At 49.8% G+C, this 14,582-nt stretch carries 15 protein-coding genes, 1 riboswitch and 1 other annotated feature; of the genes, 13 read left to right on the forward strand and 2 right to left on the reverse strand.

From position 1 onward, the window contains the following. Positions 1-4 precede the first annotated feature (4 nt). The 6 genes from SB847_RS02180 to SB847_RS02205 all read left to right on the forward strand — a co-directional run bounded on the left by SB847_RS02180 (position 5) and on the right by SB847_RS02205 (position 6,647). Positions 5-1,033 carry an ABC transporter ATP-binding protein gene (locus SB847_RS02180; protein WP_410562653.1) on the forward strand — a complete coding sequence of 343 codons (1,029 nt, stop codon included), beginning with the start codon at positions 5-7 and terminating at the stop codon, positions 1,031-1,033. Next, positions 1,030-2,649 carry a peptide ABC transporter substrate-binding protein gene (locus tag SB847_RS02185; RefSeq protein WP_410562650.1) on the forward strand — a complete coding sequence of 540 codons (1,620 nt, stop codon included), beginning with the start codon at positions 1,030-1,032 and terminating at the stop codon, positions 2,647-2,649. Before SB847_RS02180 ends, SB847_RS02185 begins: the two co-directional genes overlap by 4 nt. A gap of 87 nt (positions 2,650-2,736) precedes the next feature. After that, a complete protein-coding gene (locus tag SB847_RS02190; protein ID WP_410562647.1) occupies positions 2,737-3,672 on the forward strand; it encodes a S66 peptidase family protein in 936 nt (311 codons plus the stop codon). 36 nt (positions 3,673-3,708) lie between these two features. Next, positions 3,709-4,776, forward strand: a complete 1,068-nt coding sequence (locus SB847_RS02195; RefSeq protein ID WP_410563165.1) for a dipeptide epimerase — start codon at positions 3,709-3,711, stop codon at positions 4,774-4,776. Continuing rightward, on the forward strand, positions 4,773-5,672 hold the full coding sequence (locus tag SB847_RS02200; protein WP_410562644.1) for a C40 family peptidase: 900 nt from the start codon (positions 4,773-4,775) through the stop codon (positions 5,670-5,672). The genes SB847_RS02195 and SB847_RS02200 overlap by 4 nt, the downstream gene beginning before the upstream one ends. Positions 5,673-5,675: 3 nt before the next feature. Next, positions 5,676-6,647, forward strand: a complete 972-nt coding sequence (locus SB847_RS02205; RefSeq protein WP_007610864.1) for an ABC transporter ATP-binding protein — start codon at positions 5,676-5,678, stop codon at positions 6,645-6,647. A 27-nt stretch (positions 6,648-6,674) separates the two neighbouring features. Here SB847_RS02205 and SB847_RS02210 read toward each other — a convergent pair whose 3' ends face one another. Together SB847_RS02210 and SB847_RS02215 are read right to left on the reverse strand one after the other, a co-directional pair. Further along, positions 6,675-7,724: a lactonase family protein gene (locus SB847_RS02210; RefSeq protein WP_101669635.1), complete on the reverse strand. Its 1,050-nt coding sequence runs from the start codon at positions 7,722-7,724 to the stop codon at positions 6,675-6,677. 70 nt (positions 7,725-7,794) lie between these two features. Next, complete coding sequence (locus SB847_RS02215) at positions 7,795-8,655, reverse strand: dimethylarginine dimethylaminohydrolase family protein (protein ID WP_410562640.1); 861 nt, start codon at positions 8,653-8,655, stop codon at positions 7,795-7,797. A 189-nt stretch (positions 8,656-8,844) separates the two neighbouring features. On the opposite strand from SB847_RS02215, the gene SB847_RS02220 reads away from it, so the two are divergent. The 7 genes from SB847_RS02220 to proA all read left to right on the forward strand — a co-directional run bounded on the left by SB847_RS02220 (position 8,845) and on the right by proA (position 14,551). Continuing rightward, positions 8,845-9,363 (forward strand): acyl-CoA thioesterase, encoded by a 519-nt coding sequence (locus SB847_RS02220; protein ID WP_021493808.1) that lies wholly within the window; start codon positions 8,845-8,847, stop codon positions 9,361-9,363. A 99-nt stretch (positions 9,364-9,462) separates the two neighbouring features. Beyond that, on the forward strand, positions 9,463-10,008 hold the full coding sequence (locus tag SB847_RS02225) for a GNAT family N-acetyltransferase (RefSeq protein WP_410562636.1): 546 nt from the start codon (positions 9,463-9,465) through the stop codon (positions 10,006-10,008). A 12-nt stretch (positions 10,009-10,020) separates the two neighbouring features. Then, positions 10,021-10,129, forward strand: a riboswitch (guanidine-I (ykkC/yxkD leader). 66 nt (positions 10,130-10,195) lie between these two features. After that, complete coding sequence (locus SB847_RS02230; protein WP_007407236.1) at positions 10,196-10,534, forward strand: DMT family transporter; 339 nt, start codon at positions 10,196-10,198, stop codon at positions 10,532-10,534. Beyond that, positions 10,534-10,848 (forward strand): DMT family transporter, encoded by a 315-nt coding sequence (locus SB847_RS02235; protein WP_410562632.1) that lies wholly within the window; start codon positions 10,534-10,536, stop codon positions 10,846-10,848. Before SB847_RS02230 ends, SB847_RS02235 begins: the two co-directional genes overlap by 1 nt. 74 nt (positions 10,849-10,922) lie before the next feature. After that, a complete protein-coding gene (gene purU / locus SB847_RS02240; RefSeq protein ID WP_410562628.1) occupies positions 10,923-11,825 on the forward strand; it encodes a formyltetrahydrofolate deformylase in 903 nt (300 codons plus the stop codon). A gap of 86 nt (positions 11,826-11,911) precedes the next feature. Continuing rightward, positions 11,912-12,125: a binding site (T-box leader), on the forward strand. Between the two features lie 69 nt (positions 12,126-12,194). Then, entirely contained in the window at positions 12,195-13,307 is a 1,113-nt protein-coding gene (proB, locus tag SB847_RS02245; protein ID WP_007610876.1) for a glutamate 5-kinase, read from the forward strand. Next, a complete protein-coding gene (proA, locus tag SB847_RS02250) occupies positions 13,304-14,551 on the forward strand; it encodes a glutamate-5-semialdehyde dehydrogenase (RefSeq protein WP_082997905.1) in 1,248 nt (415 codons plus the stop codon). The genes proB and proA overlap by 4 nt, the downstream gene beginning before the upstream one ends. Positions 14,552-14,582: the final 31 nt, after the last annotated feature.

The following is a 14,582-nucleotide window of genomic DNA, read 5'->3' on the forward strand; positions in this document are numbered from 1 at the left end:
AAAAATGGCGCAGCAAGTTCTTTCCGTTCAAAATCTGCATGTTACTTTTTCAACATACGGAGGCACTGTGAAAGCCGTCAGAGGCGTCAGCTTCGATTTATATAAAGGTGAAACGTTTGCGATCGTCGGTGAATCTGGCTGCGGAAAAAGCGTGACGTCACAAGCCGTGATGGGTCTTCTTCCGAAACATTCGGCAAAGATTGAATCCGGAAGCATACAATTTAAACAGAAAGACCTTTGCCAAATGTCGGATCGGGAAATGCGGGCAATCCGGGGGCGCGATATTTCTATGATCTTTCAGGACCCGATGACGGCGCTCAATCCGACGTTGACCATAGGGAATCAGCTCTCAGAAGCGCTGTTGGAACACCGCGCCATGACAAGAAAACAAGCTGAATCCGAAGTTCTCGCCATGCTGGATCTGGTCGGTATCCCGGACTCGAAATCCCGCCTGAAGCAGTACCCCCACCAATTAAGCGGGGGCATGCGGCAGCGGATCGTGATCGCAATGGCTCTGATCTGCGAGCCGGAAATTATGATCGCCGATGAACCGACAACGGCCCTTGATGTGACGATTCAAGCACAAATCCTTGAATTATTTAAGAAGATTCAAAGAAAAACAGGCGTGTCAATTATTCTGATCACACACGATCTCGGCGTCGTCGCTCAGACTGCTGACAGAGTCGCCGTCATGTATGCGGGGAAAATCGCCGAAATCGGCACGAGGCATGATATTTTTTACCGTCCGGCTCATCCATACACAAAGGGGCTGCTTCATTCAGTGCCGCGGCTGGATATGGAGGATAGTGAGCTTTCGCCGATTGACGGGACGCCGCCTGATTTATTCGATCCGCCGCCGGGCTGCCCGTTTGCCGCCCGCTGCCCGGACAGGATGATCGTCTGTGAAAAGGTATATCCGGCAACAACCATGAAATCCAAAAGCCATATCGTCAACTGCTGGCTTCAGGATCACCGTGCAGAGCGGCTGAAGCAGCAGCTGACGGCAGCAGAGGAAAAAGGGGGATTGAAATGAAAAAGAGATGGGCGATCGGTGTGATTGCTGTTGTTTCGTTTGCTCTGATGGGCTGTACAGCCAATGAACAGGCGGGGACAGAACCCGGCAAAGCAAAAGAACAGGGGGGTGAAACGGTGCTGCGGCTCAATAACGAAAATGAGCCGACCTCACTTGATCCGCCGATCGGATTTAATAATGTTTCCTGGCAGCCGCTGAATAACATCATGGAAGGATTGACGAGGCTCGGAAAAGATAATAAGCCCGAACCGGCCATCGCGGAAAGCTGGAAGGTGTCCGCTGATAAGCTGACATATACCTTCAATATCCGTGATAACGCCGAATGGACAAATGGCGATCCCGTTACGGCGGAAGACTTCGTGTACGCCTGGAAACGGATGCTCGATCCGAAAACAGGCGCATCTTCCGCATTTCTCGGCTATATGATCAAAGGCGGAGAAGAATTTAACAGCGGAAAAGGCAAACAAGAAGACGTGAAAGTCACGGCAAAGGATAAAAAAACGCTTGTCGTCACATTGGCGGCACCGCAGGATTATTTTCTGAGCGTCGTGTCCAATCCGGCGTATTTCCCGATTAATGAGAAGGTCGCCAAGGCTGATCCGAAATGGTTCACTGAAGCAAAAACCTTTGTCGGCAACGGGCCGTTCAAACTGACGGAATGGAAGCATGACGACAGCATGACGATGGTCAAAAACGAGACGTATTGGGATAAAAAGACGGTGAAACTGGATAAAGTCACATGGGCGATGGTCAGTGACCGGAATACCGATTATCAGATGTTCCAGTCGGGGGATTTGGATACCGCCTTTGTGCCGGCAGAGCTGAGCGAGCAGCTGATGGGAGGAAAAAATGTCCGCACGTGGGATCAGGCCGGACTCTATTTCTATCGTTTTAACGTGAAAATGGAGCCGTTTCAAAATGAAAAGATCAGAAAAGCGTTCGCGGCAGCGATTGATCAGAAAGAAATCACGGATTATGTGACCAAAAACAGTGAAAAGCCGGCACATGCCTTTGTATCCCCTGGATTTACTCAGCCTGACGGGAAAGATTTCCGCGAAGCGGGCGGCAGTTTATTAAATCCGGATGAATCAGAAGCCAAAAAACTGCTGGAAAAAGGCATGGCGGAAGAGCATTATGACAAGCTGCCCGCCGTTACCTTGACATACAGCACAAAACCGGAGCATAAGAAAATAGCGGAAGCGGTTCAGCAGAAGCTCAAAAGTGTGCTCGGTATAGACGTTAAGCTCGCCAATATGGAATGGAACGTCTTTTTAGAAGAGCAGAAAGGACTGAAGTTCCAGTTCTCTCAAAGCTCATTTTTACCGGATTACGCAGATCCGATCAGTTTTCTTGAGGCTTTCCAGACGAATAATTCCATGAACCGCACCGGCTGGGGAAGCGCGGCATACGACGGCTACATCAAGCAGGCAAAACAGGAAGCCGATGCCAAAAAACGTTTTGCGCTCATGCATAAAGCGGAAAAGCTGCTCATGAACGAGGCTCCGATCATTCCGATTTACTTTTATAATCAGGTGCATCTGCAGAACAGCGGCGTGAAGGGCATTGTCCGGCACCCCGTTGGTTACATTGATCTGAAGTGGGCGGAAAAGTCCTGATCTTACAGCGGAAACATATGCTGCTCTTTTGCCGTTAAAGGAGCGGCGTGTTTCACTTTTCAATCCGGAAAGGAGATTGAAAAAGTCATGAACCATAAACCGAAAGCACTGCAAAAAGGCGACACGGTCGGTGTGATTGCGCCCGCAAGCCCGCCTGAGAGCGGGACGCTGCAAACCGCGCTGCTGTTTTTAGAGAATGAGCTTGGCCTTCATGTGAAACTCGGCCGGGCGCTGAAGACTCGTCACGGCTATTTGGCGGGAGAGGACCGGGCGCGTCTCGATGATCTCCATGACATGTTTAGTGATCAGAATGTCAAAGCGGTGATATGCGCGTGCGGAGGATTCGGCACGGGCCGCATTGCCGCCGACATCGATTTTGGCTTAATCCGCCGCAATCCGAAAATTTTCTGGGGATACAGCGATATCACGTTTTTACATACCGCCATTCATCAAAATACGGGGCTCGTCACATTTCACGGCCCGATGCTGAGCACGGATGTCGGGCTTGAAAATGCTGATCCCCTGACGAAAGCGTCGTATCATCAGCTTTTTACAGAAACGGAATTCACCTATACGGAGGACATTTCTCCGCTTGAGGTGCTGACAGGCGGAAGGGCCGAGGGAGAGCTTGCGGGCGGAAATTTGTCGCTCATTACGTCCACGCTCGGCACGCCGTTTGAAATTGATACGAAAGACAAATTGCTGTTTATCGAGGATATTGATGAGGAGCCGTATCAAATCGACAGAATGCTGAATCAATTAAAGATGGCCGGAAAACTGTCAGACGCAGCCGGAATCCTGGTCTGTGATTTTCACCAATGCGAACCGAAAAACAAAGAAAAGTCCCTTACCTTAGAGCAAGTGCTGAACGATTACATTGTCAAATCAGGGAAGCCCGCGCTCAAAGGCTTTAAAATCGGCCATTGTTCACCGAGCTTCGCTGTTCCGATCGGAGTCCGCGCGATTATGGATACGGCGGCCAAAGCGGTAACGATTGAATCGGGGGTTTCCGGAAGGGAGTGATCAGGCGTGAGGATAACAGATATTCAAACGGGACGGATGTCCGTGCCGCTGAAAAAGCCGTTTAAGACCGCTTTACGCACGGTTTACAATGCTGAATCGGTCATTGTGAAGCTCACTTTTGACAACGGTCTGATCGGCTGGGGGGAGGCGCCGCCGACGGTTGTCATTACAGGCGACAGCGCGGACGGTATTGAAAGCGCCGTCCAAGATGTGCTGAAGCCCGCTCTGCTGAGCCGGAGCCTTTCCGGCACGGAAGCTGTTCTGTATGATATCAGCCGGCTGTTGGAAAGAAATCAAAGCGCAAAAGCCGCGGTAGATATGGCTGTATATGACGGATGGGCGCAAATGCACGGACAGCCGCTTTACCGGCTTCTCGGCGGCTATCGGAATACACTGGAAACAGATTTTACCGTCAGCGTTAATTCTCCTGAAGAGATGGCGGGGGATGCAGACCGTTATGTGAACAAAGGATTTCATATTTTAAAAATAAAAGTCGGCATAGGTGACATATCGGACGATGTTGCGCGGATTCAGGCGATCAGATCACGTGTCGGCGGAAACGTCAAACTGAGATTGGACGCCAACCAAGGCTGGACGCTGAAAGAAGCCGTGACTGCGATCCGAAAGATGGAAGACGCCGGCCTGGGCATTGAGCTTGTCGAGCAGCCTGTTCATAAAGACGATATCGCCGGGCTGAAGCAGGTCACAGATGCCGTAGACACGCCGATTATGGCGGATGAGAGCGTCTTTACCCCCCGTCAGGCCTTTCACGTGCTGCAGACGAGAAGCGCCGATTTAATTAATATTAAGCTGATGAAAGCGGGCGGCATAAAGCAGGCGGAAACAATCAATGCGATGGCGGAAACGTGCGGCGTGGAATGCATGGTCGGCAGCATGATTGAGACCAAGCTCGGCATCACCGCCGCGGCTCATTTTGCCGCGGCCAAACGGAATGTGACAAGGTTTGATTTTGATGCGCCGCTTATGCTGAAAGATGATTTGATTCAAGGCGGCATCACATACAGCGGCAGTCAGATTACGATTCCCGATGAACCGGGTCTCGGCATTACCGGTGTGTCGATACAAGAGGAGGCGAAAAGATGAGAGCAGCCGTTACAGCGGCGGCAGCCAACGTATGGACGCTGCCGTCATCTCCCCGTTCGGATGATGCGCCGATGCTCGAAAACCCGCCGCAGATCAGAAAATGGTTAGCGTCTATGGAATATGAAGAGCGGCTGCAATTATGCACAGACAACCTTGTCCAAACGCAAGCGCTTTTCGGGGAAGAGGTGATCATTCTTAAAGAGGAAGGGGAATGGGCTTTTGTCGCCGTTCCCGGCCAGCCTTCAAACAAGGATGTGCGCGGATATCCGGGGTGGATGAAAAAAAGCCAGCTTTCAAAAGACGGCTTTCATACATCTTCCCCCGCTGTATGGATTACCAAACCGACCGCTTTTTTATATCACACAAACGGCGAACCGGACTTGGAAGTAAGTTTCTTAACGCGTCTTCCGGCATCAGGACGTGAGAAAGGCTTTTTCCGGGTGGTGACGCCCCTCGGAGAACGGTTCGTAAATGAAGCTGACGCAGACGAGTGCCGGCATACGGAAGGACGGGCGGCCGATGTCATCGAAACGGGCATGATGTTTCTCGGGCTTCCGTATTTATGGGGAGGACTGAGCGGTTTCGGGTTTGACTGTTCCGGGTTTATGTATTCGATATTTAAAGCAAACGGCTATGCCCTTCCCCGTGATGCAAAGGACCAAGCAAAAGCCGGATGCAGCGCGGCGGTAAACGATATCCGGCCGGCTGACCTTTTGTTTTTCGCCTATGAAGAAGGAAAAGGCGCGATCCACCATGTCGGTTTGGCGCTGGGAGACGGCCGAATGCTGCACTCCCCGAAAACGGGAAAAACAATCGAAGTGCTGTCTTTGGAAGGAACCGTCTATGAAAAAGAATTATGCACCGTACGCCGCTGTATAAGCGAAAAGGGGGAATAGAAAATGACGGCATCTCCGCTCCTTGAAGTCAGCGGGCTGAAAATGCATTTTGACGCAGGAAGAAAGAAAGCCGTAAAAGCAGTCGACGGTGTCAGTTTTCACATTAAAAGAGGGGAAACATTCGGACTTGTCGGAGAATCGGGATGCGGTAAATCGACGCTCGGAAGGGTTATTCTCCGTCTGTATGACCCGACGGCCGGTTCGGTATCATATGAAGGGACGGATATACACCGTGCCGCGGCAGAACAGCGGTCGGTCTTCTTCCGCAAGCTGCAGATGATTTTCCAAGACCCTTACGCCTCGTTAAATCCGCGCCTGACCGTAAGGGAAATTATTATGGAGCCGATGGAAATTCACAATCTTTACAATACAAGAAAAGCCCGTCTGATGATGGCGGATGAACTGCTTGAAGCTGTCGGGCTCCATCCGGATTTCGGCAGCCGGTATCCTCACGAATTCAGCGGCGGACAGAGGCAGAGAATCGGGATTGCCAGAGCGCTCTCTCTGCATCCCGAATTTATCGTGGCGGATGAGCCGATTTCCGCGCTGGATGTGTCGGTACAGGCTCAGGTCGTCAACCTTTTAAAAAGGCTTCAGAAAGAGAAAGGGCTGACATTTTTATTTATCGCCCACGATTTATCAATGGTCAAGCATATCAGCGACCGGATCGGCGTGATGTATTTGGGCCGCATGATGGAAATTACAGAAAGCGCTGCGCTTTACCGGGAACCGCTTCACCCTTATACGAAGGCGCTTTTATCCTCAATTCCGATTCCTGATCCGCTTCTTGAGGACAAGCGTGAACGGATTATTCTGAAAGGGGAGCTGCCGAGCCCCCTTAACCCGCCGAGCGGCTGTGTATTCAGGACGCGGTGTCCTGAAGCGATGGAGCTCTGCGGTAAGATAACGCCTGAGCTTGAAGAAGTGAAGGCGGGGCGTTTTGTCGCCTGCCATTTATACAAAAAAGAAAGCTGACTTTATATTGTCAGCTTTCTTTTTTGATTAAACCTGATGCAGAAATGACACGCAGACAGGATACGGAACCGGAATGTCGGATTGAAGCAGAGTCAATTTGCCTGTTTCCGGATCACGTTCAAACAAAACCAGATTTCCCGTTTCTTCGTTTGACGCGACAAGGAATGTCTCAGAAGGGTCAAACGCGAAATCACGCGGCCAGTTGCCTTCTGTCGGCACCCATTCAATAAGAGACAATTCACCGGAATATTGGTTGATCTTATAGATGGCGATGCTGTCATGTCCGCGGTTGGCGGCATAAAGAAATCTGCCGTCTTTAGATATGCGGATCGCGCTGCCTTGCGATTTGTCCGTAAAGCCTTCAGGCAAAGCGGAAATGACCTGCAGCTCTCTGAACTCACCTAAGGTCGGGTTGTATTCAAGCGCGATGACTTCATTGCTGATTTCCGTCATGACATAGGCGTATTTTTCCGCCGGATGGAAAACGATGTGGCGCGGTCCTGAACCCGGTGCGAAAGAATGAGTTTTCACCTCTGTGAGCGAACCGTTTTTCATTTGGTAAGTATAAAGCGTATCCGTCCCTAAATCGACGGCTGCAATGTAGTTATGCTCAGGTGTATAGCCTGCGAAATGGGTATGCGGTTTCTCTTGTCTTTCATGAGGACCTGTTCCCGTATGAGCGGCTTCGGCAGCCGGCTCCTGCAGACTTCCGTCCTCATTGACGGGAAAGGCGTGCACTTTCCCGCTGTGGTAATTAGCGGTTAACACATATTCATGTTTATCATCAATGCTGACGTGGCATGGAGACGGGCCTTCAATCAGCTGGTGGTTCACAAAAGTTAATTCCCCGCTGTTCTGATGAATCTGATAGGCTGCGACACCGCCTTTTCCGTCTGCCTTTTCAATGGAATACAGCATGCTGTTATCAGAATTCGGAGTGACGTATGTCGGGTTGCCGAGCTTTGCTGCCAGCTTCGGCCGGCTGAGCCGTTTCGCTTCTGTATCAAGTTCAAAACAATAAATGCCTTCGCTTCCGCCTTTTGTATATGTTCCCGCGTATCCTATGTACTTAGCCATTCGGTTTCCCCCTTTAGAGTCTTGTCTTCTCTATATTAACGTATCTTGAAGGAAACTGCCTTGTAAATGTTTAAGATGTTCTGACAAGCGGCAAGGTGCAGCAGCGGAAGGAACCGCCTGATTTAATAATTTCGGAAAACTCGGTTTCAATGACTGTATAACCTCTTTTTCTGAGCTCGCGGTTCGTATGACGGTGCTGCGGCAGGCTGATAATTGTCTGATTGCCGATTGACAGGATATTCGGGCCGAGCGTGAATTGCTCTTCTTCAGGCACTTCTATCATCTCAAAACGTTCGGCGAGAAGATCAATTTCTTCCTGCCGCAAGCCATTTTTGCAGTATAGCGCTTCCGTTTCCGAGATCATATTAAATACACAGTCCAAATGTAAGAAATCCTCCTTGAGAGGGATCGGCACAACCGTCATCTCCGGCAGCGCCTCCCGCAGCTCCCGGACAGCCGCTTTATCCGTGCGCTTGCTCAGCCCGGCGTAAACGGTGCCGTCTGCGATCAAGATGTCGCCGCCTTCAATGTTCGCTTTTTTCAGTCGCGTATAGGGGATTTTCTTATTGTCAAGCAGGTCTTGAAACACTTTTTCTTCTCCCTGCCGGACTGAAGCCGCCATGTTTGAAATAAACGCCGTCTCGCCTAAGACAAATCCGATATCCCGGGTGAATACCTGCTCAGGCAATGCGGGATCGGCAGGCAGCAGGACGACTTCAATCTGATGAGATCTTAAAATGTCAATAAACTCACTATGCTGTTTGAGGGCAACGGGTATGTTAATATTTTCTTGTTTGAAATGTTTCTGCGTTCCGTTAATAATATCCTTGATGGCCATGTGTTCCGGCCGGCATAAGACGACTGTCTGCAAAGCATCAAACTCACTGCGGCAAGCCGGTTTTCGCGTGGATTTGGGAATGGATACGTTCATGTGATATCCTCCTATCGGTATTCAATGTGCGTTTATTATTCCCGGATGTGATGAATAATGAAACATTTATGAGAGAATATCTAACCAACTTAATATTTAAAATTTTAGACAAAACGGTCAAAGTATTGTTTAATAGGGTACAGATGAATGAGTCAAAACGACCAGACACCAAAGGGGAGTTTAAATAATATGAAGTTGCCAGAATCAAGATTTTGCAAAGAAACAAGGGTTGTTAAAACAAGCAGGGTTTTTCCGCTTGATACGAATAATCACAATACGCTGTTTGGCGGAAAGCTGATGAGCTACATTGATGATATCGCTTCAATTTCCGCGGCCCGCCACTGCCGGTGTGAAACAGTCACGGCCTCAATGGATTCTGTAGATTTTTTGCGCCCCATCGGCCAACAGGATTCCGTATGCCTTGAATCTTACGTCACATGGGTCGGCACATCGTCTATGGAGGTGTTTGTCAAAGTCATTAAAGAACATCTGATGACGGGCGAACGCGAGCTTGCGGCAACGTCGTTTCTGACCTTTGTCGCGCTTGATTCAAACGGGAAATCAGTACCCGTTCCGCGGATCGTGCCGGAAACCGAGGAAGAAGTCATGCTTCACAATACGGCCGTTCAGCGCGCCGGAGAACGAAAAAACCGCTTAAAACACAGCAAGGCCCTGGCCGAGGCGCTCGGAACAGATAAACCTTGGTAATCGTCAAACCGCTTTTTTAAAAAGCGGTTTTTTTATGCTGAGAAAGGACTTTTCCTGCCGGATCCATAATCTATTACAGGGAAAGGAGACGTGGCGTGCATGATGAAACATAAGTCTTCCGGCACCATCCTGACAACCGGGCGTATCCGTCTGCGGACTATGCGGGATGACGATGAAGAAAATTTGTACAGGCTGTTTACCGACAGAGAGGTCATGAAATATTATCCTTCTCTTAAAAGCAGACGGGAAACGAAGGAGTGGATTGCCTGGAACAAACGATTGGCCAAAGGATACGGCGTCAGCCTTTGGATCGCAGAGGATAAAGAGACGGGCGCATTTCTCGGTCAATGCGGAATCGTTCCGCAGACGGTAAACGGAAACACTTTGATGGAAATCGGCTATATGTTTGCCCGCCGCCGCTGGGGCCTCGGCTATGCGACAGAGGCGGCGAACGCCTGTCTGGACTACGGTTTTCATACGCAGCAATACGGACGCATAGCGGCGCTGATTGATCCGGAAAACGCTGCCTCCGTCCGTGTCGCGGAAAAAATCGGTATGGTGCCCGGTGAGACCGTTACCAAATGGGAGAGGCAGCTGACGGTTTTTGACATCACATCTGACGTTGAACGTTTCGGCGAAATGTAGTATGATACGAACAGACATGTTTTCTAGGGTTCCGCATGTTCATACATGGCCTGGTCCGAGAGAAAACACATATGCGGACATATCCCGCATATGCGCACGGAGGGAAAAAAGCCCGGGAGAGTCAATCTCATGTGAGACGACTATCCGGGCTTTTTTGTATTGTCCGGATACAGAAAGGGTGAAGAACATGAAATGGGGTTTAGTGGTCATAGCGGCCGTATTTGAAGTGGTATGGGTCACCGGCCTGAAACATGCTGATTCGGCACTGGCGTGGAGCGGCACGATTACGGGAATCATCATCAGTTTTTATCTATTAATCAAGGCGACAGACAGCCTGCCCGTAGGAACGGTATATGCGGTCTTTACCGGGCTCGGGACAGCGGGCACCGTGCTCAGTGAAATCCTGCTTTTCAAAGAGCAGGCCGATCCGGTGAAAATCGTGCTGATCGGCGTTTTGCTGATTGGTGTCATCGGGTTAAAGCTGGTCACACAGGATAAGCCTGAGACGAAGGAGGAGAAGGCGTAATGCATTGGATCAGCCTGATAGCCGCGGGTCTTTGTGAAATGCTCGGGGTCATTTTAATGAATCAATTTCAAAAAGAAAAGAAAGTCAAATGGATTCTCTTCATTATCGCCGGATTTGCGGCTTCTTTTTCCCTGCTTTCTTATGCGATGGAGGCAATCGCGATGGGCACGGCCTATGCGATCTGGACCGGTATCGGCACAGCGGGCGGCGCATTAGCCGGCATTCTTTTCTACGGCGAGCAGAAGGATGCGAAGCGCATCTTTTTCATTGCGCTTATTTTATGCGCTGCCGTAGGGCTGAAAATTCTTTCGTAAATTGATTTTTATCAAATCTTCAGTATAATCTATTAGTAAGTTACGAATTATGAAGATACGAGGGATTAAAACAGATGAATTCATATATGACACAGCGGCTGAAAGAATACCGCCGCGGGAATGAGGAAAAAGGGCGCCTGCTCGTCAGCTGCCCCGACCAGCCGGGAATTGTATCGGCCGTGTCGGCGTTTTTGTTTGAACATGGCGCAAACATTATTGAATCAAATCAATACACGACTGACCCTGAAGGCGGACGGTTTTTTCTTAGGATCGAATTCGACTGCAAGGGCATTCGTGAGAAAAAAGAGGACTTACAGCAGGCGTTCGCCTCAATCGCCCAGACATTCGGCATGACATGGAGCCTGTCTCTGGCAAGTGAGCTGAAGCGAGTGGCGATCTTTGTATCGAAGGAGCTGCACTGCCTTCATGAACTGATTTGGGAATGGCAAAGCGGCAATATGATGGCCGAAATTGCGGTCGTTATCAGCAACCACGAAGAGGCCAAAGAAGTGGTCGAACCGCTGAATATTCCGTTCCATTACATGAAAGCTAACAAAGACATCCGCACCGAAGTGGAGCGGCGCCAGCTTGAGCTGCTGGAGCGGTATAAGATTGATGTTATCGTTCTTGCCCGTTACATGCAGATTTTGACGTCTGATTTTGTATCTGCCCATCCGAATCGGATTATTAACATCCACCATTCATTTCTGCCGGCCTTTATCGGCGCTAATCCGTATAAACGGGCTTATGAGCGCGGAGTGAAATTAATCGGCGCGACCTCTCACTATGTGACGGACGACCTTGACGAAGGGCCGATTATTGAACAGGATATTGAACGCGTCGATCACAGAGATCACGCAGAGGATCTGAAGAATATTGGCAGAACGATTGAGCGGAGCGTGTTGGCAAGAGCCGTAAAATGGCATCTGGAAGACCGCGTCATCGTTCACGGAAACAAAACGATCGTATTTAATTAATGGCGGTCCGCCGGGGAGGCGGACTGTTTTTTATGGATGAAAATGTCTTGACAAGAACCTGTTTTCTTTGCATAATAAAAAAAAATCATTGAGCGTTGAAGAGGATCAGTACGCAGAACTTTCTGTGACAGAGAGCAAAATGGCCCGCTGAAACATTTTGCCGCATGAAACCTGCCGAACCTGCCTTGGAGTCCTGAGGGGAAAACTCAGGCGCGATAACCTGGCGTTACAGGAAAGCGGGACGCGTGAAAAACGCGTTCAAACAAGGTGGTACCACGGAAAGCCCATTTCGTCCTTATTTTTCAGGACGGAATGGGCTTTTTTTATTGACGAGAGCCGGTTTGGATTGATTGCCACGGAGGAGAAACGATGAAAAAACAAAGAATTGTTGTGAAAATCGGGAGCAGCTCGCTCACCAACAGTAACGGAAGTATTGATGAAGCAAAAATCAAGGAACATACGGAGGCCATTTCTTTATTAAAAGAAAACGGGCATGAAGTGATCCTCATTACCTCAGGCGCGGTGGCAGCGGGTTTTTCCGCTCTCGGCTATCCGTCGCGACCCGTTACGATAAAAGGAAAGCAGGCAGCTGCCGCAGTCGGCCAGACGCTTTTAATGCAGCAATATATGGACCATTTAAAAAGATACGGTCTGACGCCGGCACAAATTTTATTAACAAGAAATGATTTCTCAAAAAGAGAGCGGTACAGAAATGCTTATGCTACTGTAATGGAACTGTTGGAGCGCGGCGTCGTGCCGATTATTAATGAGAATGATTCCACATCAGTTGAAGAGCTGACGTTCGGTGATAACGACATGCTGTCGGCGCTTGTAAGCGGGTTGATTCATGCAGACCAATTAATGATTCTCACAGACATAAACGGGCTGTACGATGCCAATCCGAATGAAAACCCGGACGCAAAGCGGTTCGACTATCTGAATGACATCACACCAGAATTGCTCGGGTATGCCGGATCAGCAGGCTCAAAGGTCGGCACCGGAGGCATGAAGTCAAAACTTCTCGCCGCCCAGACCGCATTGTCGCTCGGGGTGAAGGTGTTTATCGGAACCGGCTCCGGACGGGAAAAACTGATGGGAATTTTAGACGGAAAAGGCGACGGCACATATATCGGTGATAAAGACCTGTCCTCAGTGAATAATACACGGCAATGGATCATGTTTCATTCTCCGATATCAGGGGAAATCATCATTGATGGGGGAGCGGAGCAGGCGATGATCCATAACGGGTCAAGTCTCCTCCCGGCCGGCGTCGCCGATGTCTGCGGCAGTTTTCCGAAAGGGGCCGTAGTGGAAGTCAGAGGACCCGGGGGCATTATCGGCAAAGGGCAGACGCAGTACTCATCCGATGAAATTTTAGAAGCCAAAGGGAAGCGGAGCGACCAGCTTTCAGGAACGAAGCAGGTGGAAGTGATTCACAGAGATGATTGGGTGAATTTATTTGACGAGGGGGAACACAAATGAGTGAAGTATTGCAAAAGGCGGCTTTGGCAAAAGAAGCGGCTGCCGAAATGGTCATGAAAACGACGGCTGAAAAAAACGAAGCGCTCCAATGTATTGCAGACGGACTCAGAAATGAACGCCGGCTGATTTTAACAGAGAATCAGAAAGATATTGAAGCGGGACGGAACAGAGGACTGACACCTGACATTATTGACAGGCTGACTCTTGATGAAAAACGCCTGCTCGATATCGCGGACGCCGTGGAACTGTTAATCGGTCTTGAAGACCCCGTCGGTGAGTCGCTGGAGACCATTCAAAAAGAGAATGGATTATCCATTGAAAAAATCCGCGTGCCCCTCGGAGTAGTGGGCATGATCTATGAGGCCAGACCGAACGTTACCGTAGACGCGGCCACACTCTGCCTGAAAACCGGAAACGCGGTTGTGCTCAGAGGAAGTTCTTCCGCCATCCACAGCAACATAGCGCTTGTCAGTGTGATGAAACGCGCACTTGGGCTGTCAAAGCTTCCGATTGATGCCGTTCAGCTCATAGAAGATACAAGCAAAGAAACCGCCAAACAGCTCTTTACATTAAATGACGGGCTGGATGTATTGATCCCGCGCGGCGGTAAAAATTTAATTGATCTTGTGGTCAGGGAATCAACCGTACCCGTTTTAGAAACCGGAGCGGGCAATTGCCACGTGTACATAGATGAGTCAGCAGATCCTCAAATGGCAAGCGAGGTCGTCATCAATGCCAAAACACAGCGTCCTTCGGTCTGCAATGCGATTGAATCTCTTTTGATTCATGAAAAATGGGCCGAAGAACACGGACGAAAGCTGCTGAATCAGCTGACAGAAAAAGGGGTGGAGCTCCGAGGAGACCAGGTGATTTGCAGATTGGAACCTCAAGCGAAACAAGCAGAAGAAGCCGATTGGGGAGCGGAGTACCTGGCGCCGATTCTCAGTGTGAAAACGGTGCAGGACGTACAGGAGGCGGTCCGCCACATTCAGCAGTACGGCACAAACCATTCAGAAGCCATTCTGACGGAGAAAGCCGAGCATGCGGCTTACTTCCAGACCGCCGTTGATGCCGCCGCCGTGTATCATAATGCTTCAACCCGGTTTACGGACGGTTTTGAATTCGGATACGGAGCCGAAATCGGGATCAGCACGCAAAAGCTTCACGCGAGAGGGCCGATGGGGCTTCCGGCGTTAACATCTACAAAAATCATCATTAAAGGAAACGGACAAATCCGCGTATAATTTTTTAAGCTTATCCTTCAAAAAGGGTAGG

Source organism: Bacillus sp. SIMBA_026, assembly GCF_046535335.1.
Taxonomy (GTDB): Bacteria; Bacillota; Bacilli; order Bacillales; family Bacillaceae; genus Bacillus; species Bacillus velezensis.

Excerpts from the sequence above, each read along its gene's own strand:
- SB847_RS02230 (WP_007407236.1), top strand. The coding sequence starts at position 10,196 with ATGAAATGGGGTTTAGTGGTCATAGCGGCCGTATTTGAAGTGGTATGG.
- SB847_RS02180 (WP_410562653.1), top strand. The coding sequence starts at position 5 with ATGGCGCAGCAAGTTCTTTCCGTTCAAAATCTGCATGTTACTTTTTCA.
- proA (WP_082997905.1), top strand. The coding sequence starts at position 13,304 with ATGAGTGAAGTATTGCAAAAGGCGGCTTTGGCAAAAGAAGCGGCTGCC.
- SB847_RS02210 (WP_101669635.1), bottom strand. The coding sequence starts at position 7,724 with ATGGCTAAGTACATAGGATACGCGGGAACATATACAAAAGGCGGAAGC.
- proB (WP_007610876.1), top strand. The coding sequence starts at position 12,195 with ATGAAAAAACAAAGAATTGTTGTGAAAATCGGGAGCAGCTCGCTCACC.
- SB847_RS02200 (WP_410562644.1), top strand. The coding sequence starts at position 4,773 with ATGAGAGCAGCCGTTACAGCGGCGGCAGCCAACGTATGGACGCTGCCG.
- SB847_RS02185 (WP_410562650.1), top strand. The coding sequence starts at position 1,030 with ATGAAAAAGAGATGGGCGATCGGTGTGATTGCTGTTGTTTCGTTTGCT.
- SB847_RS02190 (WP_410562647.1), top strand. The coding sequence starts at position 2,737 with ATGAACCATAAACCGAAAGCACTGCAAAAAGGCGACACGGTCGGTGTG.
- purU (WP_410562628.1), top strand. The coding sequence starts at position 10,923 with ATGAATTCATATATGACACAGCGGCTGAAAGAATACCGCCGCGGGAAT.
- SB847_RS02215 (WP_410562640.1), bottom strand. The coding sequence starts at position 8,655 with ATGAACGTATCCATTCCCAAATCCACGCGAAAACCGGCTTGCCGCAGT.
- SB847_RS02225 (WP_410562636.1), top strand. The coding sequence starts at position 9,463 with ATGATGAAACATAAGTCTTCCGGCACCATCCTGACAACCGGGCGTATC.
- SB847_RS02235 (WP_410562632.1), top strand. The coding sequence starts at position 10,534 with ATGCATTGGATCAGCCTGATAGCCGCGGGTCTTTGTGAAATGCTCGGG.
- SB847_RS02205 (WP_007610864.1), top strand. The coding sequence starts at position 5,676 with ATGACGGCATCTCCGCTCCTTGAAGTCAGCGGGCTGAAAATGCATTTT.
- SB847_RS02195 (WP_410563165.1), top strand. The coding sequence starts at position 3,709 with ATGTCCGTGCCGCTGAAAAAGCCGTTTAAGACCGCTTTACGCACGGTT.
- SB847_RS02220 (WP_021493808.1), top strand. The coding sequence starts at position 8,845 with ATGAAGTTGCCAGAATCAAGATTTTGCAAAGAAACAAGGGTTGTTAAA.